Source organism: Kitasatospora sp. NPDC057692 (assembly GCF_042799475.1).
In the GTDB taxonomy this organism is placed as follows: Bacteria; Actinomycetota; Actinomycetes; order Streptomycetales; family Streptomycetaceae; genus Kitasatospora.
The window spans coordinates 48,897-70,344 of sequence record NZ_JBHVIV010000021.1; the positions used below are offsets into that span (position 1 = coordinate 48,897).

General features: G+C 72.4%; 17 protein-coding genes and 3 tRNA genes. 3 read left to right on the plus strand and 17 right to left on the minus strand.

What is annotated here, in order from left to right; all coding sequences use genetic code 11:
• Positions 1-145: 145 nt before the first annotated feature.
• The 3 genes from nusG to ACFVFS_RS14720 all read right to left on the minus strand — a co-directional run bounded on the left by nusG (position 146) and on the right by ACFVFS_RS14720 (position 1,795).
• Complete coding sequence (gene nusG / locus ACFVFS_RS14710) at positions 146-1,030, minus strand: transcription termination/antitermination protein NusG (protein ID WP_380623944.1); 885 nt, start codon at positions 1,028-1,030, stop codon at positions 146-148.
• A 210-nt stretch (positions 1,031-1,240) separates the two neighbouring features.
• Positions 1,241-1,573: a preprotein translocase subunit SecE gene (gene secE, locus ACFVFS_RS14715; protein WP_376086191.1), complete on the minus strand. Its 333-nt coding sequence runs from the start codon at positions 1,571-1,573 to the stop codon at positions 1,241-1,243.
• 149 nt (positions 1,574-1,722) lie between these two features.
• Positions 1,723-1,795 (minus strand) — tRNA-Trp (locus ACFVFS_RS14720).
• A gap of 258 nt (positions 1,796-2,053) precedes the next feature.
• On the opposite strand from ACFVFS_RS14720, the gene ACFVFS_RS14725 reads away from it, so the two are divergent.
• Positions 2,054-3,301, plus strand: coding sequence for a pyridoxal phosphate-dependent aminotransferase (locus tag ACFVFS_RS14725; protein ID WP_380623946.1), 1,248 nt, complete (start codon positions 2,054-2,056; stop codon positions 3,299-3,301).
• A gap of 100 nt (positions 3,302-3,401) precedes the next feature.
• Entirely contained in the window at positions 3,402-4,430 is a 1,029-nt protein-coding gene (locus ACFVFS_RS14730) for an adenosine deaminase (protein ID WP_380623948.1), read from the plus strand.
• A 23-nt stretch (positions 4,431-4,453) separates the two neighbouring features.
• Here ACFVFS_RS14730 and ACFVFS_RS14735 read toward each other — a convergent pair whose 3' ends face one another.
• The 6 genes from ACFVFS_RS14735 to ACFVFS_RS14760 all read right to left on the minus strand — a co-directional run bounded on the left by ACFVFS_RS14735 (position 4,454) and on the right by ACFVFS_RS14760 (position 7,000).
• Entirely contained in the window at positions 4,454-5,500 is a 1,047-nt protein-coding gene (locus tag ACFVFS_RS14735) for a UDP-N-acetylmuramate dehydrogenase (RefSeq protein WP_380623951.1), read from the minus strand.
• A 52-nt stretch (positions 5,501-5,552) separates the two neighbouring features.
• Positions 5,553-5,975: a MaoC family dehydratase gene (locus ACFVFS_RS14740; protein WP_380624038.1), complete on the minus strand. Its 423-nt coding sequence runs from the start codon at positions 5,973-5,975 to the stop codon at positions 5,553-5,555.
• A 5-nt stretch (positions 5,976-5,980) separates the two neighbouring features.
• Complete coding sequence (locus ACFVFS_RS14745) at positions 5,981-6,442, minus strand: MaoC family dehydratase N-terminal domain-containing protein (RefSeq protein WP_380623953.1); 462 nt, start codon at positions 6,440-6,442, stop codon at positions 5,981-5,983.
• Positions 6,443-6,562: 120 nt separating this feature from the next.
• Positions 6,563-6,727, minus strand: coding sequence for a 50S ribosomal protein L33 (gene rpmG / locus ACFVFS_RS14750; RefSeq protein WP_006604855.1), 165 nt, complete (start codon positions 6,725-6,727; stop codon positions 6,563-6,565).
• An 84-nt stretch (positions 6,728-6,811) separates the two neighbouring features.
• Positions 6,812-6,884, minus strand: a tRNA-Met gene (locus ACFVFS_RS14755).
• A gap of 43 nt (positions 6,885-6,927) precedes the next feature.
• Positions 6,928-7,000, minus strand: a tRNA-Thr gene (locus tag ACFVFS_RS14760).
• Between the two features lie 238 nt (positions 7,001-7,238).
• Here ACFVFS_RS14760 and ACFVFS_RS14765 point away from each other — a divergent pair.
• Positions 7,239-8,522 (plus strand): hydrolase, encoded by a 1,284-nt coding sequence (locus tag ACFVFS_RS14765; protein WP_380623956.1) that lies wholly within the window; start codon positions 7,239-7,241, stop codon positions 8,520-8,522.
• 237 nt (positions 8,523-8,759) lie between these two features.
• Here the strand turns inward: ACFVFS_RS14765 and ACFVFS_RS14770 are convergent, their stop codons facing one another.
• From ACFVFS_RS14770 to ACFVFS_RS14805, 8 genes are all read right to left on the minus strand, one after another.
• Positions 8,760-9,437, minus strand: a complete 678-nt coding sequence (locus ACFVFS_RS14770; RefSeq protein ID WP_380623959.1) for a response regulator — start codon at positions 9,435-9,437, stop codon at positions 8,760-8,762.
• Positions 9,434-12,094 carry an ATP-binding protein gene (locus ACFVFS_RS14775; protein WP_380623962.1) on the minus strand — a complete coding sequence of 887 codons (2,661 nt, stop codon included), beginning with the start codon at positions 12,092-12,094 and terminating at the stop codon, positions 9,434-9,436. The genes ACFVFS_RS14770 and ACFVFS_RS14775 overlap by 4 nt, the downstream gene beginning before the upstream one ends.
• A gap of 122 nt (positions 12,095-12,216) precedes the next feature.
• On the minus strand, positions 12,217-12,840 hold the full coding sequence (gene kdpC, locus ACFVFS_RS14780) for a potassium-transporting ATPase subunit KdpC (RefSeq protein WP_380623964.1): 624 nt from the start codon (positions 12,838-12,840) through the stop codon (positions 12,217-12,219).
• Positions 12,841-12,859: 19 nt separating this feature from the next.
• Complete coding sequence (gene kdpB, locus ACFVFS_RS14785; protein WP_380623966.1) at positions 12,860-14,983, minus strand: potassium-transporting ATPase subunit KdpB; 2,124 nt, start codon at positions 14,981-14,983, stop codon at positions 12,860-12,862.
• A complete protein-coding gene (gene kdpA, locus ACFVFS_RS14790; protein ID WP_380623969.1) occupies positions 14,983-16,644 on the minus strand; it encodes a potassium-transporting ATPase subunit KdpA in 1,662 nt (553 codons plus the stop codon). The genes kdpB and kdpA overlap by 1 nt, the downstream gene beginning before the upstream one ends.
• Position 16,645: 1 nt before the next feature.
• Positions 16,646-16,735, minus strand: coding sequence for a K(+)-transporting ATPase subunit F (kdpF, locus tag ACFVFS_RS14795; protein WP_380623972.1), 90 nt, complete (start codon positions 16,733-16,735; stop codon positions 16,646-16,648).
• A 440-nt stretch (positions 16,736-17,175) separates the two neighbouring features.
• On the minus strand, positions 17,176-19,218 hold the full coding sequence (locus ACFVFS_RS14800; RefSeq protein ID WP_380624040.1) for an APC family permease: 2,043 nt from the start codon (positions 19,216-19,218) through the stop codon (positions 17,176-17,178).
• Positions 19,219-19,581: 363 nt separating this feature from the next.
• Positions 19,582-21,414: an APC family permease gene (locus ACFVFS_RS14805; RefSeq protein ID WP_380623974.1), complete on the minus strand. Its 1,833-nt coding sequence runs from the start codon at positions 21,412-21,414 to the stop codon at positions 19,582-19,584.
• Between the last annotated feature and the right edge of the window lie 34 nt (positions 21,415-21,448).

The following is a 21,448-nucleotide window of genomic DNA, read 5'->3' on the forward strand; positions in this document are numbered from 1 at the left end:
GAGGTGATTGCTGGTGTGTGCGGAACCGGGGCGACACCCGGTCGCCAGCACACACATCGGACCAGGCTAACGCCTTGGCGTCGCTGGACCAAAACGGATTCGGGGCGGAGCCGTCGGCCCCGCCCCGAATCCGAAGACCGTGTGACTAGTTCTTCTGGATCTGGTCGAAGGAGAGCTCGACCGGGGTCTCCCGGCCGAAGATCTCGACCAGGCCCTTGACCTTCTTCGAGTCGGGGTTGATCTCGTTGATGGTCGCCTGCAGGGTCGCGAACGGACCGTCGGTGACGGTGACCGAGTCGCCGACCTCGAAGTCGAGGACCTGGATCTCGCTGGGCTTGACCGGCGAGGGCTTGCCGGCCTCCTTGGCCGCCTGGCGCTCGACGTCCGGGGCGAGCATCTTGACGACCTCGTCCAGGGTCAGCGGGTACGGGTCGTAGGCGTTGCCGACGAAGCCGGTGACACCGGGGGTGTTGCGCACGACGCCCCAGGACTCCGGGGTGAGGTCCATGCGCACCAGGACGTAGCCGGGGAGCTTGTTCTGGCGGATGGTCTTGCGGTCGCCGTTCTTGATCTGGACGACCTCCTCCTGCGGCACCTCGGCCTGGAAGATGTACTCCTCGACGTTGAGGGAGACGGCGCGCTGCTCCAGGTTCTGCTTCACCCGGTTCTCGTAGCCGGCGTAGGTGTGGATCACGTACCACTCGCCCGGCATGAACCGCAGGTCCTCGCGGAACTTGGCGACCGGGTCGACCTCCTCGGCCTCTTCGGTCTCCTCGGCGGCGGCCTCCTCGACAGACTCCTCGTCGGACTCGTCGGCCTCGTCGGTCTCCACGTGCAGCGCGGCCTCCTCGGCCGACTCCCCGGCCTCGGCCTCGTCGTACGCCTCGGCCTCGTCCTCGTCGGCGTCGACGGCGTCCACGATCTGCTGCTCGTCGGTCTCGACGTCGTCAGCCAGCTCGGCCGCGTCCTCGGCGGCGACATCCGCCTCGCGGACGGTCTCGTCGGCGTCGTACAGGGGGGACTCAGACACGGTGGCTGCTTCTTTCCTGGAGATGGTGAAGGTGGCGCGCTCCGCGACGATCCGGCGACGCTCCGCTCACGCGGTCGCCGGGAATTCGCCTCGGAGACTTCAACAGTACCGAGTCAACGGTAGCGGCCCCGTCCCGGCGACGCAGACAGCTCGACCCGGGCCGAGGACCGGCCCGGGTCGGGGAAGCTGATTCGAAGGTGGCAGACTGTGTCAGCCGAAGATCCAGAGGGCGGCCTTGGAGAAGCCGTAGTCGAGACCCCACACGAAGGCCATCACGATCACGACGAACACGACCACGACGCTGGTGTAGCTCATCAGCTGGTTGCGCGTCGGCCAGACGACCTTGCGGAGTTCGGCGATGATCTGCCGGTAGAAGAGCGCGAGCCGGGCGAAGACGCCCTTCTTGCCGCGCTTGCCGGACTTCTTGTCGCCAGAGCGCTTACGGCGCGACTCGCCCTCCGCGGGCGTGGTCTCGGCAGCGCCGTCGGTCCCCTCGGGGTTGCCGCTCTCAGGCGTTGCGGTGGAGCCCGTGGTCTCCGTCACTCGTCCTCACCTGAATCCGGGTCCTGCCGGACGTCGACTGCGTGCCCGAAAAGGGCACGAGCGGCCGGCTAACGGTGCTGATCGGCGCCCTCTCCGCATCAAGCCCGCTCGCTCTGTCGGAGCGAACGGGCTGATGACGGATCAAGCAGCAGGGCAAGAGGGACTTGAACCCCCAACCGCCGGTTTTGGAGACCGGTGCTCTACCAATTGAGCTATTGCCCTACGGAACCTCGCGGCCCCAGTAGCGTCCACCAACCTACCGCATCTTCCGTCGATCTCCGCACAGATTCTGTGCGGCGGCGGAGGCTCCGGTTCGTTCGGTGGCCGTCGAGCAGTGAGTGTACGTGGTCGGAGGGCGTTTGGTCGAACCTCTTCTTTTCCGGCTGTCGCCCCGGTCCCACCGGGCCGCCATGTGGACGGCCCCGTACACATGGCGAAACCGCCGTGCCCGGGCCGTGTGCGGTCTGCGACCATGCAGGCATGAGCGCTTCCACCCCGCAGCCCGACAGTTCCGTCCGCCCCGCCGACCGCCGCGTCTCCGCCCGGATCGGCGCGATCGCCGAGTCCGCCACCCTCGCCGTGGACGCCAAGGCCAAGGCCCTCAAGGCGGCCGGCCGTCCGGTCATCGGCTTCGGCGCCGGCGAGCCGGACTTCCCGACCCCGGACTACATCGTCGAGACGGCCGTCGAGGCCTGCCGCGACCCGAAGAACCACCGCTACACCCCGGCCGGCGGCCTGCCGGAGCTCAAGGAGGCGATCGCGGCCAAGACGCTGCGCGACTCCGGCTACGCGGTGGACGCCTCCCAGGTGCTGGTGACCAACGGCGGCAAGCAGGCGATCTACGAGGCGTTCGCGGCGATCCTCGACCCGGGCGACGAGGTCATCGTCCCGGCGCCGTACTGGACCACCTACCCCGAGTCGATCCAGCTGGCCGGCGGCGTGCCGGTGGAGGTCGTGACCGACGAGACCACCGGCTACAAGGTCTCGGTCGAGCAGCTGGAGGCCGCCCGCACCGAGAACACCAAGGTGGTGCTGTTCGTCTCGCCGTCCAACCCGACCGGCGCGGTGTACACCCGGGCCGAGGCCGAGGCGATCGGCCGCTGGGCCCTGGAGCACGGCCTCTGGGTGCTCACCGACGAGATCTACGAGCACCTGGTCTACGGCGACGCGGAGTTCACCTCGCTGCCGGCCCTGCTGCCCGAGCTGGCCGACAAGACCATCGTGGTCAACGGCGTCGCCAAGACCTACGCGATGACCGGCTGGCGGGTGGGCTGGGTGATCGGCCCCAAGGACGTCGTCAAGGCCGCGACCAACCTGCAGTCGCACGCCACCTCCAACGTCTCCAACGTGGCCCAGCGCGCCGCCCTGGCCGCCGTCTCCGGTGACCTCTCCGCGGTCCACGAGATGCGCACCGCCTTCGACCGGCGCCGCCGCACCATCGTGAGGATGCTCAACGAGATCGACGGCGTGGTCTGCCCCGAGCCCGAGGGCGCCTTCTACGTCTACCCGTCGGTCAAGGCCCTGCTGGGCAAGGAGATCCGCGGCCGGCGTCCGCAGAGCTCCGCCGAGCTCGCCTCGCTGATCCTGGACGAGGCCGAGGTCGCGGTCGTCCCCGGTGAGGCCTTCGGCACCCCCGGCTACCTGCGGCTCTCCTACGCGCTCGGCGACGCCGACCTCGCCGAGGGCGTCGGCCGCATCCAGAAGCTGCTGGGCGAGGCCCGCGACTGAGGAGTCAACCCCGATTGACCGGACCGCCCTCTTTCCACCCCTTCGGGGGACGGAAGGAGGGCGGTTCCCGTAGGCCCCCCCGATACGGCAGGATTCGTGAATGGAACGCCTGCTGAACCCGCGAGACGTCAGGGACCTTCCGAAGGCCCACCTGCACCTGCACTTCACCGGCTCGATGCGCCCGGCCACCCTGCTGGAACTGGCCGACAAGCACGGGGTCCGGCTGCCGGAGGCGCTCAGCTCCGGCGAGCCGCCCAAGCTGCGGGCCACCGACGAACGCGGCTGGTTCCGCTTCCAGCGCCTCTACGACACCGCCCGCTCCTGCCTGCGCGACGAGAGCGACATCCGCCGGCTGGTCCGGGAGACCGCCGAGGACGAACGGCGGGACGGCTCCCGCTGGCTGGAGATCCAGGTCGACCCGACCTCCTACGCGCCCCGGCTGGGCGGCCTGATCCCCGCCCTGGAGCTGATCCTGGACGCGGTGGAGGACGCCGCCGCGGCCACCGGCGTCGGCATCCGGGTCCTGGTCGCCGCCAACCGGATGAAGTCCCCGATGGACGCCCGGACGCTGGCCCGGCTGGCCGTCCGGTACGCCGACCGGGGTGTGGTCGGCTTCGGCCTCTCCAACGACGAGCGCCGCGGCCTGGCCCGCGACTTCGACCGGGCCTTCGACATCGCCCGCAAGGGCGGACTGCTGGCCGCCCCGCACGGCGGCGAGCTGGCCGGCCCGGAGTCCGTCCGGGACTGCCTGGACGACCTCGGCGCCGGCCGGATCGGCCACGGGGTGCGGGCGGCCGAGGACGAGCGGCTGATGCAGCGGCTGGCCGACCGTCAGATCACCTGCGAGGTCTGCCCGTCCTCCAACGTCTCGCTCGGCGTCTACGAACGCCCCGAGGAGGTCCCGCTGCGGCGGCTGTTCGACGCCGGGGTGCCGCTCGCGCTCGGCGCCGACGACCCGCTGCTGTTCGGCACCCGGCTGGCCGCCCAGTACGACCTGACCCGCGACGTCCTGGGCTTCTCCGACCAGGAGCTGGCCGAACTGGCCCGCCAGTCGGTGCGCGGCTCGTGCGCGCCCGAGAGCGTGCGCAAGGAGCTGCTGGCCGACATCGACGCCTGGCTGACCGCCTGAGCCGACGGACCCCGGGGACTGTCCTAGAGGGTGACGCCCACCATCACCGGCTCGTTGACCAGCTCCACCCCGAAGGCCGCGCGCACGCCGTCGCGGATCTCCCGGGCCAGGGCGAGCAGGTCCTCGGTGCTGGCCGCGCCGCGGTTGGTGAGCGCCAGGGTGTGCTTGGTGGAGAGGGTCGCCGGGCCGCTGCCGTAGCCCTTGCCGAACCCGGCCTTGTCGATCAGCCAGGCGGCCGAGGTCTTGGTGCACCCGTCCGGCGCCGGGTAGGCGGGGGCGGTCAGCTCGCGCCCGGCGGCCACCGCCAGGAAGGCGGCGTACTGCTCGGCGCTCAGCACCGGGTTGGTGAAGAAGGAGCCGGCCGACCAGGTGTCGTGGTCCGCCGGGTCCAGCACCATGCCCTTGCCGGCCCGCAGGGCGAGCACCGCGTCGTGCGCCTCGCGCAGGCCGACCCGCTCGTCCTGGGCCACCCCGAAGTGCTTGGCGACCTCGGCGTAGCGGACCGGGGTGGAACGCCCGGCCGCGTCCTCCAGCGCGAAGCGGACCCGCAGCACCACGTAGCGGTCCGGCTCCGCCTTGAAGCGGCTGTGCCGGTAGGAGAAGGCGCAGGCCTCGTTGCCGAGGGTGACGGTCCCGCCGGTGCGGCGGTCGTAGGCGACCACCTCGGTGACCGTCCGGGCGACCTCCTGGCCGTAGGCGCCGACGTTCTGCACCGGGGTGGCACCGGCCGAGCCGGGGATGCCGGCCAGGAACTCGATGCCGGCCAGGCCCGCGTCCACGGTGCGGGCCACCGCCTCGGCCCACACCTCGCCGGCCGCCAGCTCCAGCGCGGTGCCGTCGAGGGCGAAGCCGGTGGTGGCGATCCGCAGCACGGTGCCGGGGAACCCGGCGTCGCCGATCACCAGGTTGGAGCCGCCGCCGATCACCAGCAGCGGCTCCCCCGCCGCGTCCGCGGCGCGGACGGCGGCGATCACCTCGTCATCGGTGTGCGCGGTCACCAGGCGGCGGGCCGGCCCGCCGAGCCGCAGGGTGGTCAGCGGGGCGAGGGGGGCGTCGAGTTCTTCCAGCACGCCCCCAGCGTACGGGGGTCCCCCGCGCTCCCCCCGCCCGGACCGGGCGCGCTCAGGCCAGCCGGACGACCGCCCGGGACATGCCGAGCACCTTCTGGCCGGCGTACGTCGCCACCAGGTCGACCTGGACCTTCCGGTCGTCGAGCAGCTTGGCCACCTTGCCGGTGACATCGATCACCGAGCCGACCCCGTCGTTGGGCACCGGCACCGGGCGGGTGAACCGGACGCCGTACTCGACCACCGCGGCCGGGTCGCCGACCCAGTCGGTGACCACCCGGATCGCCTCGGCCATGGTGAACATGCCGTGCGCGATGACGTCGGGCAGGCCGACCTCCTGGGCGAACCTCTCGTTCCAGTGGATCGGGTTGAAGTCGCCGGAGGCGCCCGCGTACTGCACCAGTGTGGCGCGGGTCACCGGGAAGGACTGCGCCGGCAGCTCGGTGCCGGCCTCGACCTCGTCGTAGCGGACCGTCATCGGGCTCACTCCCCCGTCTTCTCGTCGGCGGCCCGGGCCACCAGGGTCATGACGGACGTCACCACGTGCTCGCCGGACTCGTCCGCGATCTCGCCGCGCACGGTGAGCACGTCGTTGCCGGCCAGCGACTTGATGTTGTCGACGGTGACCGCGACGGTCAGCCGGTCGCCGGCCCGCACCGGGCGGGTGTAGCCGAACTTCTGGTCGCCGTGCACGACCCGGCTGTAGTCCAGGCCGAGCTCCGGATCCTGGACCACCTGGGCGGCGGCCCGCATGCTGAGCAGGATCGGGAAGGTCGGCGGGGCGATCACGTCCGGGTGGCCGAGCGCCTTGGCCGCCTCCGGGTCGGTGTACGCCGGGTTGGCGTCACCCACGGCGACGGCGAACTCACGGATCTTCTCCCGGCCGACCTCGTAGGGCTCGGTGGGCGGATACGTCCGCCCGATGAAGGAGGGGTCGAGCGCCATCGGCAAGCTCCTCGGAAACGCGGTGGACAGACGAAAAAAACTCCGGACCGCAACCCAATGAGGGATGCGGCCCGGAGTCGAAGACCTGAGTTCACACAGGCCCGGTGCCCTGCGTGAGGGTCAGCGGGTCTCGCGGTGCGCGGTGTGCGAGTTGCAGCGGGGGCAGTGCTTCTTCATCTCAAGACGGTCCGGGTCGTTACGCCGGTTCTTCTTGGTGATGTAGTTCCGCTCCTTGCACTCCACGCAGGCCAGCGTGATCTTCGGGCGGACATCGGTGGCAGCCACGGGAGTGCCTTCCTTGGACAATGAATAAGAACACAGACAAGAGTAGCCGACCGGGAGTGCGATCTCCCGACCGACTACGCGGGGTAGCGGTGACCGGACTTGAACCGGTGACACAGCGATTATGAGCCGCTTGCTCTACCAACTGAGCTACACCGCCACAGTGATCCGGAGCACAGCCGAAGCTGACTCCTTCTCACCAGAGCCCCCATGCGGAATCGAACCGCAGACCTTCTCCTTACCATGGAGACGCTCTACCGACTGAGCTATAGGGGCGAACGAGGAAGAGATTACACGTTCCGCGCCCAGAGGTGAAATCCGTATCCGGCGGCGAAGTCCGCAGGTCCGCGGCGCGCACGGCCGGTCGATCGAAGGCCGGGCGTTCGACCGGCCTCCGCGGCCGCGGCCCGACCCGATACGACTATTGCCCGCCTCCCGGCGCCCCGGGCCCGCCGCCCGTAGGCTCGTCGCTCATTGACCCGAGCAGGAGCCGGACGCGAGAAGGAGCCGGGCGATGGACAGCGCAGCCGCCGACGGACCGCAGCCCGGCCCCGGCCCGGCCGCCAACCCGCTCGGGCACGGACCCGTCCTGCTGCTCACCGGGGCCAGGCTGGCGGACGGCCGGGTGGTGGACGTGCGGATCAGCGGCGACCGGATCCAGGCCGTCGGCACCGCCGGCGGGCTCGGCCCGCTGCCCGCCCTGCCCGGCGCCCCCACCGTCACCACCGGGGCCAGGATCGACCTGCGCGGCTACCTGCTGCTGCCCGCCCCCGCCGAGGCGCACGCGCACTACGACGTCGCCTTCTCCGCCGCACTGCCCGCTCCCCCGCCGGAGACCTCCACCGACCTCACCCGCCGGGTCACCGAGGCCGCGCTGACCTCGCTCGGCTACGGCGCGACCACCCAGCGCACCCACGTCCGGATCGGCGACGTGCACGGGCTGCGCCGGCTGGAGGCGGTGCTCACCGCCCAGCAGGCGCTGCGCGGCCTCGCCGAACTGCAGGCGGTGGCGATGCCCCGGCTGCTCACCGGCCGGGCCGGGGCGGACGGCCGGGCCCAGCTGCGGGAGGCGCTCAAGCTCGGCGCCACCGCGGCCGGCGGCTGCCCAGAGCTGGACCCCGACCCGGCCGGGTACGTCCAGCTGCTGCTGGAGGCCGCCCGGGAGGCGGACTGCCCGGTGGACCTGCACACCACCGCCGCCGACCCGGGCCGGCTGGCCCGGCTGGCCGGGGCGCTCGCCCCGCTGCGGCCCCGGGTGGTGCTCGGGCCGTGCGGATCCCTCGCGCCGGGCGCCTCGACGGTGCTGGCCAACGCCGGGATCCGGGTGGTCTGCCTGCCGCAGAACGGCGGCTGCGCGGGGCTGGAGGGCCAGGCCGCCGGGCTGCGGCCGGCGCTGCTGCGCGAGCTGGTGAAGGCCCGGGTGCCGCTGGCGGCCGGCAGCGGATCGCTGCGGGACGGCGCCAATCCGGTCGGGCGGGCCGATCCGCTGGAGGCCGCGTACCTGCTGGCGGCGACCGGCGTGCTGGACGTCGAGGCGGCCTACGACGCGGTGTCCAACCAGGCGCGGCTGGCGCTCGGGCTGCCGCCGGTGCGGGTGGACGCCGGTTTCCCGGCCGAGCTGCTGGCGGTGCGCGGGGACAGCCTGGCCGGGGCCCTGGCGGGCGGGCACAGCCGGCTCGTGGTGCACAGCGGACGGGTGGTCAGCCGGACCAGCGCGGTGCGCGAGTTCGCCGACACGGTGGCCCTGGCGCTGCCCCGGCAGGCGGACGGCACGGACGGGCGCGGGCCGAACGAGTGATCGGGGCGCGCGGCATGATCGCCGCGCGCCCCTCCCCCACCAACTGGCCGCCGGAGCGGCGAAGCGGCCCCAGGCATCCCCCACTGGAGCGGGGCCGCTTCCTCACCGCTGACGCTACGCCCGCGAACCGACCCTTCCGCCGGCCCTTGACGCCCTGTTGGCGCCGCGGGCCCCGTCCTTGACGGCTCGTTGACGCCCGACCCGCCGGGGCGCCTCCGGGACGCCGCCGGGGCGCCGTCAGGGCTCGTACCGGTAGCCGATCCCCGGCTCGGTGATCAGATGGCGCGGCCGGGCCGGATCGCGCTCCAGCTTCCGCCGCAGGCCGGCCAGGTAGACCCGCAGGTAGTTACCGTGCTGCTCCTGGCCCGGCCCCCAGACCTCGCGCAGGATCCGCCGCCCGGGCACCAGCCGGCCGGGGCTGGCCAGCAGCAGAGCGAGGATCCGCCACTCGGTCGGGGTGAGCCGCACCGGGCCGTCCGGGCCGGTCACGGTGGTGGCGGCGAGGTCCACGGTGTGGTCGCCGATCACCGGCGCGGACCCGGCCGGACCGGCGACCGGCGGGCGGCGCAGCACGGCCCGCAGCCGGGCCAGCAGCTCCTCCATCAGGAACGGCTTGGTGAGGTAGTCGTCGGCGCCCGCGTCCAGCGCGCCGATCCGGTCGGCGGCGCCGGAGCGGCCGGACAGCACGATGATCGGGACCGCGCTGCGGCGGCGCAGGCCGCGCAGGACGTCCATGCCGTCCAGGTCGGGCAGGCCGAGGTCGAGCAGGACGGCGTCCGGGCTGTGGTGCGCGGCGCGGTCCAGGGCCTCGCCGCCGGTGGCGGCAGTGCGGACGGCGTACTGCCGGGCGCCCAGGTTGATCCTCAGGGTGCGCAGCAGCGCGGGCTCGTCGTCGACGACGAGGATCTCGCTCATGCGGGGGCCTTCCCGGGGTTCGCGGACGACGGGACGTCGGCCGGTGCGAACTCGGACACCGGAACGTCGGACGGCGGAACGTCGGACGGCGGGACGTCGGACGGCGGAACGTCGGACGGCGGGACGTCGGACGGCGGCTTCGCGGCGGGCAGGGTGAGCAGCATGGTGGTGCCGCCGCCGGGGGTGTCCTCGACCTCCAGGCTGCCGCCCATCGCCTCGGCGAGGCCGCGGGAGAGGGCGAGGCCGAGGCCGACGCCCTGGGTGTTGTCGGTGTCGCCGAGGCGCTGGAAGGGCAGGAAGACCCGGTCGCGGTCCTCGGGGGCGATGCCGGGGCCGCGGTCGATCACCCGCAGCTCGACCCGCTCGGCGTGGTGGCTGGCGGCGACCAGGACGGGTGCGCCGGGGGCGTTGTACCGCAGCGCGTTGGTGATCACATTGGCGAGCACCCGCTCCAGCAGCGGCGGATCGGCGAGGACGGGCGGCACGGTCTCCAGGTCGAGCGGCTGGACGGGCGCGTACGGGTCGGCGAGCGAGTCGAGGGCGCGCGGCAGGATCTCGTCGAGATGGGTCTCGGCGAGGTGGAGGGTGAGCGCTCCGGCCTGGAGGCGGCTCATGTCGAGCAGGTTGTCCACCAGACGGGTGAGTTTGACGAGGGACTCGTCGGCGGTGGCGAGCAGCTCGGCCTGGTCCTCGGGCGAGAACTCGACGTCCGGGCTGCGCAGCGAGCCGACCGAGGCGAGCGCGGCGGCCAGCGGGGTGCGCAGGTCGTGGCTGACGGCGGCGAGCAGGGCGGTGCGCATCCGGTCGGCGGCCTTGATCGGTTCGACCTCGGCGGCGACCACGGCGAGCCGGTCGCGTTCCAGGGCGGCGGCGACGTGCGCGGCGAAGGCGGTGAGCACGCGCTGGTCGGCGGCGGGCAGCCGGCGGCCGGTGAGGACGAGGACGGCGTCGGGGCCGACCGGGACCTCGGTGGTCCCGTCGGCCTGCCCGGGGCCGGGTTCGCCGCCGCCGTCGCAGGAGGCCAGCACCTCCCCGCCGGCACGCTCCAGCAGGGCGACGGTCCGCATGCCGAAGGCGGTGCGGGACTTCTCCAGCAGGGCGGGCAGCGCGTCGGCGCCGCGCAGCACGCTGCCGGCCAGGGTGGACAGGGTCTCGGCCTCGGCGGTGGCCCGGGCGGCCCGGGCGGTGAGCCGGGCGGCGTGGTCGACGACCGTGGAGACGGTCAGCGCGACGGCGGCGAAGACCACCAGGGCGATGATGTTGTTGGTCTCGCCGATGGTGAAGTTGTGGACGGGCGGGATGAAGAAGTAGTTCAGCAGCACCGAGGCGACCAGCGAGGCCACCAGGGCCGAGGTCGCGCCGCCGAGCAGGGCCACGGCCACCACGCCGAGCTGGAAGATCAGCGCGTCGGTGGTGAGGTTGACGGTCTCGTGGAACTGCGAGAGCAGCGCGGTCAGCAGCCAGGGCACCACCAGGCCGGCGAGGAAGCCCGCGACGGTGCGCCGCCGGGAGTGCCGGCGGCCGAGCGCGGGCAGCCGGCCGCGGCCGGTGAACTCGTGGGTGACCATGTGGACGTCGATGTCCTCGGAGGCGTCCACGGTGGTCTCGCCGATGCCGGGGCCGGTGAGGAAGCGGGTGATCCGCCCGCGCCGGCTGGTGCCGAGCACGAGCTGGGTGGCGTCGTGGGCGCGGGCGAAGGCGAGCAGCGCGGTGGGGATGTCGTCGCCGACGACCACGTGGTAGCTGCCGCCGAGGCTCTCCACCAGCTGCCGCTGCTGGGCGAGCGCGCCGGAGGAGGCGCCGGCCAGGCCGTCGCTGCGGGTGACGTGGACGGCGAGCAGGTCGCCGCCGGCAGTGCGGTCCGAGATGCGGGCGGCGCGGCGGATCAGCGTCTCGCCCTCGGGGCCGCCGGTCAGCGCGACCACCACGCGCTCGCGGGTCTCCCAGACCCGGTCGATGTTGTGGCTGGCCCGGTAGTCCCGCAGGCCCTCGTCGACCCGCCCGGCCACCCAGAGCAGGGCGAGTTCGCGCAGGGCGGTGAGGTTGCCGACCCGGAAGTAGTGGGAGAGCGCGGCGTCCACCTTCTCCGCCCTGTAGACGTTGCCGTGGGCCATCCGGCGGCGCAGCGCCTGGGGGGCCATGTCGACGAGTTCGATCTGCTCGGCCCGGCGGACCACCTCGTCCGGGACGGTCTCGCGCTGCGGGGTGCCGGTGATCTTGCGGACGACGTCGTTCAGCGATTCCAGGTGCTGGACGTTGACGGTGGTGATGACGTCGATCCCGGCGGCCAGCAGGTCCTCGACGTCCTGCCAGCGCTTGCCGTTGCGCCCGCCGGGGATGTTGGTGTGGGCGAGTTCGTCGACCAGGGCGACGGCGGGCCTGCGGGCGAGCAGGGCGTCGAGGTCCATCTCCTCGAAGTCGGTTTCCCGGTAGGAGCGGTGGGCCCTCGGCAGCACCTCCAGACCGTCGAGCATGGCCTCGGTGTGCCGGCGGCCGTGGCACTCGATCCAGCCGACGACGACGTCCGCGCCGCGGTCCCGTCTGCGCCGTGCCTCGTCCAGCATCCGGTAGGTCTTGCCGACACCGGGGGCGGAGCCGAGGTACACCCTCAGCCGGCCGCGTCGGTGGCCGGTGCCGGGGGTGAGGTCGCGGGCCATGGGCGCTGCTCTTTCGTCGTCTGCGGCGTACGGGGGGACGGGGACGGACGGCGGGCCGATCCGGGTCCGGGGTGGTCCCCCGGTCCGGATCGGCCCGCCTCAGGCACTCGGCCGATCGACCGTCACCTCTGGTCCGCCAGCGCCCTGTTCAGCAGGACGACGTTGACGCCCGGCTGTCCGAGGAAGCCCAGGGACCGGCCGTCGGTGTACCTGTCGACCAGCTTGCGGACGGTGTCGGCCGGCAGGTCGCGGGCCTTGGCGACCCGGTCGGCCTGCTGCTCGGCGTAGGCGGTGGAGATGTGCGGGTCGAGGCCGGAGCCGGAGGCGGTGACCGCGTCGGCCGGGACGCTCGCCGGGTCGACGCCGTCGAACGCGGCGACGGCCTGGCGGCGTTCCTCGACGCTCTTGGCGAGGTCCTCGCTGTTGGGGCCCAGGTTGGAGGCGCCGGAGGCCTTGGGGTCGTAGGCGCCGGGCCGCGGCTGGAACCACTGCGGGTCCGGGCGCGGGGCCTCGTCCGGGTCGTCCGGGTTCTGCTTCGGCAGGTTGAAGCTCTGGCCCAGCAGGCTGGACCCGGCCTCCTTGCCGTCGGCCTTCACGATCGAGCCGTTGGCGTTGTCGTGGAAGACGGCCTGGGCGACGCCGGTGACCAGCAGCGGGTAGGCGATGCCGAGGAGCACCGTCAGGACCAGCAGGGCGCGCAGCGCGGTGAGGTGGGTCCGCACGGCGGTGGGCAGGGGCTTGGACATGATGCGTTCTCCTCTCGTACTAGTTGAGGCCGGGGATGAACTGGACGACCAGGTCGATCAGTTTGATGCCGATGAACGGGACGACGAGGCCGCCGAAGCCGTAGAGGCCGATGTTGCGGCGCAGCAGGGAGCCGGCGTCGGTGGGGCGGTACTTCACCCCGCGCAGGGCGAGCGGGATGAGGCCGATGATGACCAGGGCGTTGAAGACGATCGCCGAGGTGATCGCGGACTGCGGGCTGTGCAGGTGCATGATGTTGAGCTTTTCCAGGCCCGGGTACACGGCCGCGAACATCGCCGGGATGATCGCGAAGTACTTCGCGACGTCGTTGGCGATGGAGAAGGTGGTCAGGGCGCCGCGGGTGATCAGGAGCTGCTTGCCGATCTCGACGATCTCGATCAGCTTGGTGGGGTTGGAGTCCAGGTCGACCATGTTGCCGGCCTCCTTGGCCGCCATGGTGCCGGTGTTCATCGCGACCCCGACGTCGGCCTGGGCGAGGGCGGGGGCGTCGTTGGTGCCGTCGCCCGTCATCGCGACCAGCTTGCCGCCGGCCTGCTCCTTCTTGATCAGGGCCATCTTGTCCTCGGGGGTGGCCTCGGCGAGGAAGTCGTCCACGCCCGCCTCCTCCGCGATGGCCCGGGCGGTCAGCGGGTTGTCGCCGGTGATCATGACGGTCCGGATGCCCATCCGGCGCAGCTCGTCGAACCGCTCCCGCATGCCCTCCTTCACCACGTCCTTGAGGTGGATGACGCCCAGGACCCGGGCGGGCGCGTCGCCCGTCCTGGTCGCGACGACCAGCGGCGTGCCGCCGGCCGCGGAGATGCCGTCGACGAGGGAGGAGACCTCGTCGGTGACGCCGCCGCCGTTGCCCGTGACCCAGGCGGACACCGCCGCGGCCGCGCCCTTGCGGACCTGGCGGGTCCCCTCGGGCTCGTCGAGGTCGACGCCGGACATCCGGGTCTGCGCGGTGAACGGCACCCAGGCGGCATGGGCCAACTCGCCCTGGGCGCGCGCCCGCAGGCCGTACGCCGTCTTCGCCAGGACGACGATCGAGCGGCCCTCCGGCGTCTCGTCGGCCAGCGAGGAGAGCTGGGCGGCGTCGGCCAGCTCCCCGGTGGACACCCCGGTCACGGCGAGGAACTCGGCGGCCTGGCGGTTGCCGAGGGTGATGGTGCCGGTCTTGTCGAGCAGCAGGGTGTTGACGTCGCCGGCGGCCTCGACGGCGCGTCCGGACATCGCCAGCACGTTGCGCTGGACCAGCCGGTCCATGCCCGCGATGCCGATCGCGGAGAGCAGCGCGCCGATCGTCGTCGGGATCAGCGCCACGATCAGCGCGACCAGCACGATCATCGGCTGCGGGGCGCCCGCGTAGGTGGCCATCGGCTGGAGGGTGACGACCGCGACCAGGAAGACGATCGTCAGCGAGGCCAGCAGGATGTTCAGCGCGATCTCGTTGGGCGTCTTCTGCCGGGCGGCGCCCTCGACCAGGGCGATCATCCGGTCGATGAAGGTCTTGCCGGGCTCGGAGGAGATCCTCACCACGATCCGGTCGGACAGCACCTTGGTGCCGCCGGTCACCGCGGAGCGGTCACCGCCCGACTCGCGGATCACCGGCGCGGACTCGCCCGTGATCGCCGACTCGTCGACCGAGGCGACGCCCTCGACGACGTCCCCGTCGCCCGGGACGGTCTGCCCCGCCTCGACCACCACGTGGTCGCCGAGCCGCAGGGCGGTGCCGGGCACCTCCTCCTCGGCCCGCGACGCCGGCCAGCCGGTCAGCCGACGGGCCGTGGTGTCGGTCTTGGTGCGGCGCAGGGTGTCCGCCTGTGCCTTGCCGCGGCCCTCGGCGACGGCCTCGGCCAGGTTGGCGAAGACCGTGGTCAGCCAGAGCCAGACGGTGATCGCCCAGGCGAACACGCTCGGATCGGCTATCGCGGAGACCGTGGTGACGATCGAGCCGACCTCGACCACGAACATCACCGGGTTCTTGACCATCACCCGGGGGTCGAGCTTCTTCACCGCGTCCGGCAGCGACGCCAGGACCAGCTTGGGGTCCAGCAGGCCGCCGGAGACCCGGTGCGCCGCCGCGGCGGACGCCGGCTGCGGGGCCGGCTGTTCGGTCTTCTCGGTAAGGGTGGACGACATCAGGAGAGACCTTCCGCGATCGGCCCGAGGGCCAGGGCCGGGAAGTAGGTGAGGCCGACGACGATCAGGACGACGCCCGACAGCAGGCCCACGAACAGCGGCTTGTGGGTGGGCAGGGTGCCCGGGGTGGCGGGGACCGGCTGCTGCTGCGCGAGCGCGCCGGCCAGGGCGAGGACGAAGACCATCGGCAGGAACCGGCCGAACACCATGGCCAGGCCGATCGCGGTGTCGTACCAGTCGGTGTTGACCGTGATGCCGCCGAACGCCGACCCGTTGTTGTTCGCGCCCGAGGTGAACGCGTACAGCACCTCGGAGAAGCCGTGGGCACCGGTGTTGAGCATCCCGGCCCGCTCGCCCGGCAGCGCCATCGCCGTACCCGTGCCGACCAGCACGAGCGTCGGCGTGGTCAGGATGTAGAGGGAGGCGAACTTCATCTCCCGCCCGCCGAGCTTCTTGCCCAGGTACTCCGGGGTGCGCCCGACCATCAGACCGGCCACGAAGACCGCCACGACCGCCAGCACCAGCATCCCGTACAGGCCCGAGCCCACCCCGCCGGGCGCGATCTCGCCCAGCATCATGTTGAACATCGTCAGCCCGCCGCCGAACGGCGTGTACGAGTCGTGGAAGGAGTTCACCGCACCGGTCGAGGTCAGCGTGGTCGAGGCCGCGAACACCGAGCTGGCCGCGATGCCGAACCGCTGCTCCTTGCCCTCCATCGCGCCGCCGGCCGCCTGCAGGGCGCTGCCCGCGTGCTGCGACTCGGAGAAGGTGATCAGCGCCGTCGAGGCGATCCAGAACAGCGCCATCACGGAGACGATCGCGTAGCCCTGGCGGTGGTCGCCGACCATCCGGCCGAAGGCGCGCGGCAGCGCGAACGGGATCAGCAGGATGAGGAAGACCTCGACCAGGTTGGAGAAGCCGCTCGGGTTCTCGAACGGGTGCGCCGAGTTGGCGTTGTAGAAGCCGCCGCCGTTGGTGCCCAGCAGCTTGATGACCTCCTGGGAGGCCACCGGCCCGCCCGGGACCGCCTGCGGGTCGCCCGCCAGGCCGGCCACCTCGTGGAAGCCGTGGAGGTTCTGCACCACGCCGCTCGCCACCAGGACGAGTGCGAAGACGACCGCCACCGGCAGCAGCAGCCGCAGGCTGATCCGGGTGAGGTCCACCCAGAAGTTGCCGACCCGGTCGGTCCGGTTGCGCGTGAACCCGCGGATCAGCGTGGCGACGACGGCGATGCCGACGGCCGCGGAGACGAAGTTCTGCACCGCCAGGCCGGCCATCTGGGCCAGGTGCCCCATCGCGGCCTCGCCGCTGTAGGACTGCCAGTTGGTGTTGGCCACGAAGGAGATCGCGGTGTTCCAGGCCTGGTGGCCCGGCATCTGCTCGACGCCCAGGCCCAGCGGCAGCCACTGCTGGAGGCGGATCAGACCGTAGAGGAAGAGGACGGAGACGGCCGAGAAGGCCAGCACCGAGCGCAGGTAGACCGACCAGCGCTGGTCGGCGTCGGCGTCCACGCCGATCACCTTGTAGAGCGCCTTCTCGGCTCTCAGGTGCTTGGAGGTGGTGAGGATGCGGGCGATGTGGTCGCCCAGCGGCCGGTAGCACAGGGCCAGCGCGCCCACCAGGGCGAGGACCTGCAACCAGCCCGCGAGAGTCGAGCCCATGTCAGAACTTCTCCGGGTAGATCAACGCCACGACGAGGTAGCCGACGAGCGCGACGGCCACGATGAGACCCACGACGTTCTCCGTACTCATGCGCCCACCTCGCTACGCTCGGCAGCCGCTTCGCACCACGCGCCGCTCTTGATGGTTCGCTCGCTACGCTTGCTCACAGCTTCTCCACCCCCCGCGCGATCAGGGCGATGACGCCGAACACGGCGAGCGTGACGGCGACGTAGATGAGATCGGACATGGCTCCACCACGGTGGCTCGGAGGTGGCCGGCCCCCGCGCTCCGGGACGGACCACGGTGCGCGGGGCGCGGCGCCGGCGGCGGGCCGGCAAGGCCAGCCAACCGCGCTCACGGAGCGTCAACGGCTCTCTTGACGCCCTCCATACGGCGTCCGTTCGATTGTTGACGGCCCCCATACGGGGGCTTGTCCTGGCCGTGACCGGGTGCGCGAAGGCCCCGGACGGCGGGTGCCGTCCGGGGCCTTCGCGCCCGTGTCCGGGCCTTCGTGCCCGTGCCCGGGGCGGCTACCCGCGCTCGGGGGCTGCCGCCGTCTCCCGCTCGGGGGTTGCCGCCGCCTCCCGCTCGGGGGTTGCCGCCTTCTCCCGCTCGGCCCGCACCGACGGCTCGCCGCGCCGGACCGCGCCGGGGGCGCGCCGCGAAGGCCGGTTCGCCCGGCTGGAGGAGGTCAGCTGCCACGGCACGCTGATCACCATCACCCCCGGCGTGAACAGCAGCCGGCTCTTCAGCCAGAGCGCCGACTGGTTGTGCAGCAGGTGCTCCCACCAGTGGCCGACCACGTACTCGGGGATGAACACCGCCACCGCGTCCCGCGGACTGGCCCGCCGCTGGTCCCGCACGTACTGCACCACCGGCTTGGTGATCTCCCGGTAGGGCGAGTCCAGCACCTTCAACGGCACCTGGACGTCCAGCTCCCGCCAGCGGCGCTCCAGTTCCCCGGTGGCGTCCTGCTCCACCGCGACGGTGAGCGCCTCCAGCGAGTCCGGCGCGAAGGCCTGGGCGTAGCCGAGCGCCCGCAGGGTCGGCTTGTGCACCTTGGAGACCAGCACGATGCCGTGCACCTTGGACGGGCGCACCGGCTCGGCCGGCCCGTCCTCCACCGCCAGTTCCTCGGCGACGCTGTCGTAGTGCCGCCGGATGCCGCGCATCATCAGCCACAGCACCACCGCCGCGACCACGGCCAGCCAGGCGCCCTGGGTGAACTTGGTCAGCAGCACGATGACCAGCACCAGTGCCGTGGTGACCGCGCCGAAGAAGTTGATCGCCCGGGAGCGCTGGGCGGCGCCGCGCACCGACGGGTCGGTCTCGGTGGCCAGGGCACGGTTCCAGTGCCGCACCATGCCGATCTGCGACAGCGTGAAGGAGGTGAAGACGCCCAGGATGTAGAGGTGGATGAGGCTGGTGACGTCCGCGTCGTACAGCCAGAGCAGCCCGCCGGCCACCACCGCGAGCGCGATGATGCCGTTGGAGAAGGCCAGCCGGTCGCCGCGGGTGTGCATCTGCCGGGGCAGGTAGCGGTGCTCGGCCAGGATCGAGGCGAGCAGCGGGAAGCCGTTGAACGCCGTGTTGGCCGCCAGGATCAGCACCAGCGCGGTGACCGCCTGCACGGCGTAGAAGAGGACGCTGTGGTCGCCGCCGAAGATCGCCGACGCCAGCTGGGCGATCACGGTCTGCTGGGGCGCGCTCGCGCAGTCCCCCGGGAAGCCGCTGAGGTGGCAGGTGTCGTCGGCGATGTGGACCTTGGAGATCAGCGCCAGCGAGGTGATGCCGACGAACATGACCACGGCCGTGGTGCCCATCACGGCCATCGTCGCGGCGGCGTTCCTCGACTTCGGCGCCCGGAACGCCGGCACGCCGTTGGAGATCGCCTCCACGCCGGTCAGCGCCGTGCAGCCGGAGGCGAACGCCCGCAGCCCCAGCATCAGCAGTCCCAGCCCGGCCAGGGTGTCCTTGCCGTCCTCCGGCACGATCCCGTACGCGGCGCTGGACGCCACCGGCGCGTCGCCGAACGCCACCCGGATCAGGCCGGTGACCACCATCAGCAGGATCGCACCGATGAACAGGTAGGTCGGCGCGGCGAAGGCCTTGCCGGACTCGCGGACGCCGCGCAGGTTCATCGCCATCAGCAGCACGACGAAGCCGAGCGCCAGCTCCACCCGGTGGTCCGCCAGCGAGGGCAGCGCCGAGATGATGTTGTCCACGCCGGAGGCCACCGAGACGGCGACCGTCATCACGTAGTCGACCAGCAGCGAGGCGGCCACCACCAGGCCCGAGTTGGCGCCCAGGTTGCGGGAGACCACCTCGTAGGAGCCGCCGCCGCTCGGGTAGGCGTGCACGACCTGGCGGTAGGACATCACCACGACGGCCATCAGCGCGACCACGCCGGCCGCGACCCACGGGGTCAGGTAGAGGAAGGCGGTGCCGCCGACGGTGAGCACCAGCAGGATCTCCTGGGTCGCGTAGGCGACCGAGGACAGCGGGTCGGAGGCGAAGATCGGCAGGGCCAGGCGCTTGGGGAGCAGGGTCTCCCCGAGCTCCTCGCTGCGCATGGCTCTGCCGATCACGAGGCGCTTGAGCGCCTGGGGCACGTTGAACACATCGGCGAGCGTAAGCGCGTGCGAGGGGCGCGCAATGGGCCGTTCCGGCGTGCCCCGATCGCCGGGAACGCCGGAGGGGCGGGATGTTTTCGCAGGTCGAAGCCGCTATGGGCGGGGCCTGCCGGGCGGGGCGGGGGCGTTTCGAGGGCGCTAAGGGGGGCCGTTAAGACATCGTCAAGATATGACGATCGGACCACTTACATCGGACATATCACCGTAATTCCATCGGGGGGGGGGCGATTGTCCGACTTCCCACTTCCCGCCGCTTCCCGCCACTTCCCGCCACTTCCCGCCGCCGCCCACCTCCCCGACCGTTCACATCCGCATCCGGAGCCGGCAGACCACCGCGTCGGTGTGCCGGCGCAGCGCCCGGTCGATGACGGCGCCGCGGCGGTTCTGCAGGGCGCGCTGCCACGGGCGGGCGGGTTCGACCTCGGGGATGAGCACGGTGAGGCGGTCGTAGGCGTGCTCGGCGGCGAGGTCGTTGACGAAGGCGGCGATCGGCGGGCCCAGGCGGCGGTGGGCGTCGGGGATCCCGATCAGCGGCACGCCGGGCTGCCACAGCTCCCAGTCCCGGCGCAGCGCCTCGGCCTCCTCCGGCTCGTGGACGACGGTGACCGCGAGGACCTCGTCGCCGAGTGAGAGCGCGGCGGAGAGTCCGTCGCGGGTGAGGCGGGTGATGGCGGTGACGGGGACGACGACCAGACTGCGCTGCGGGGTGAGCGGGCCGGGGACGCGGCCCAGCTCCAGTCGTTCGCCGATCCTCGCGTAGCCCCGGTGCACCGCCTCGAACAGCAGCACCAGCAGCGGCAGCGCCAGGCAGATGCCCCAGGCCCCCTCGGTGAACTTCGTTCCGGTGACGACGAGGGCGGCGGTGCCGGTGAGCAGCGCGCCGAACCCGTTCAGCGCCGCCCTCCACCGCCAGCCGGCCGGTTTCCCGGCGCACCAGTGGCGGACCATGCCCACCTGGCAGATCGTGAAGCCGACGAACACGCCGATGGCGAAGAGCGGGACCAGGCTGTTGACGTCGCCGCCCGAGCCGACCAGCAGCAGGGCGGAGACGGCGGCCAGGAAGAGCACGCCGTGGCGGTGGACCTGGCGGTCGGCGCGCAGGGCGAAGACGTGCGGCAGGTGGTGGTCGCGGGCCAGCAGGTGCAGCAGGACCGGCAGTCCGCCGAAGGAGGTGTTGGCGGCCAGGCCCAGCAGGACGACGGTGGCGAACTGCACCAGGTAGAAGCCGGCGCCGTGGCCGAGCGAGGCGTCGGCCAGCTGGGCGAGCACGGTGACCCCCTCGACCGGCTGGAGGTGGAAGCGGCCGATCAGCACGGCCAGTCCGATCAGCATCACGCCGAGCAGCGCGCCGAGCGCGACCTCGGTGCGCTGCGCGCGCTTCACGCCCGGCGCACGGAAGGACGGGACGGCGTTCGCCACCGCCTCCACACCGGTCAGCGCCGAACAGCCGGCCGCGAAGGCCTTGAGCAGCAGCAACGCACCCACCGCCGCGGCGTTCTCCGTCAGCACCGACGCGTGCCCGTCGGCCGCCGCCGTGCTCACCGGTGCGTCCCGGAACAGGCCGACCACGACGATCGCCAGGATCGACAGCACGAAGACGGCGGTCGGCGCCATGAACCAGCGGGCCGACTCGGCGATCCCGCGCAGGTTCACCGCCGTCACCAGCGCCAGCACGCCCAGGCAGAGCCAGACCCGGTCCTCGTACAGGCCCGGCACGGCGGAGGTGAGCGCCGCCACGCCGGCCGTCACCGACACCGCCACGTTCAGCACGTAGTCGACCACCAGCGAGGCCGCCGCCGTCAGCGCCGTCCGCCGGCCCAGGTGCGTCTTGGCCACCGCGTAGGAGCCGCCGCCGTCCAGGAACGCCGCGATCACCTGCCGGTACGAGGCGACCAGGACCGCCAGCAGCACCGCGATCGCCGCCGTGACGGGCAGCGTGAACCCGAGGCCGTACGCCCCCGCCGCGGCGAGCACCAGCACCACGGACTCCGGCCCGTACGCCACCGAGGCCATCGCGTCCAGCGAGAGCGCCGCCAGCCCCCCGAGCGCGGTCAGCCGGTACCGGTCCGGGGTGCCGCCGCCGGTGTCCGGCGGCTCGGGCTCGGCGGTGAGGGCCGGGGCGAGGGGGCTGGACATCGGACGGAACCTCCGCAGTCGATCGGTTGCTCCG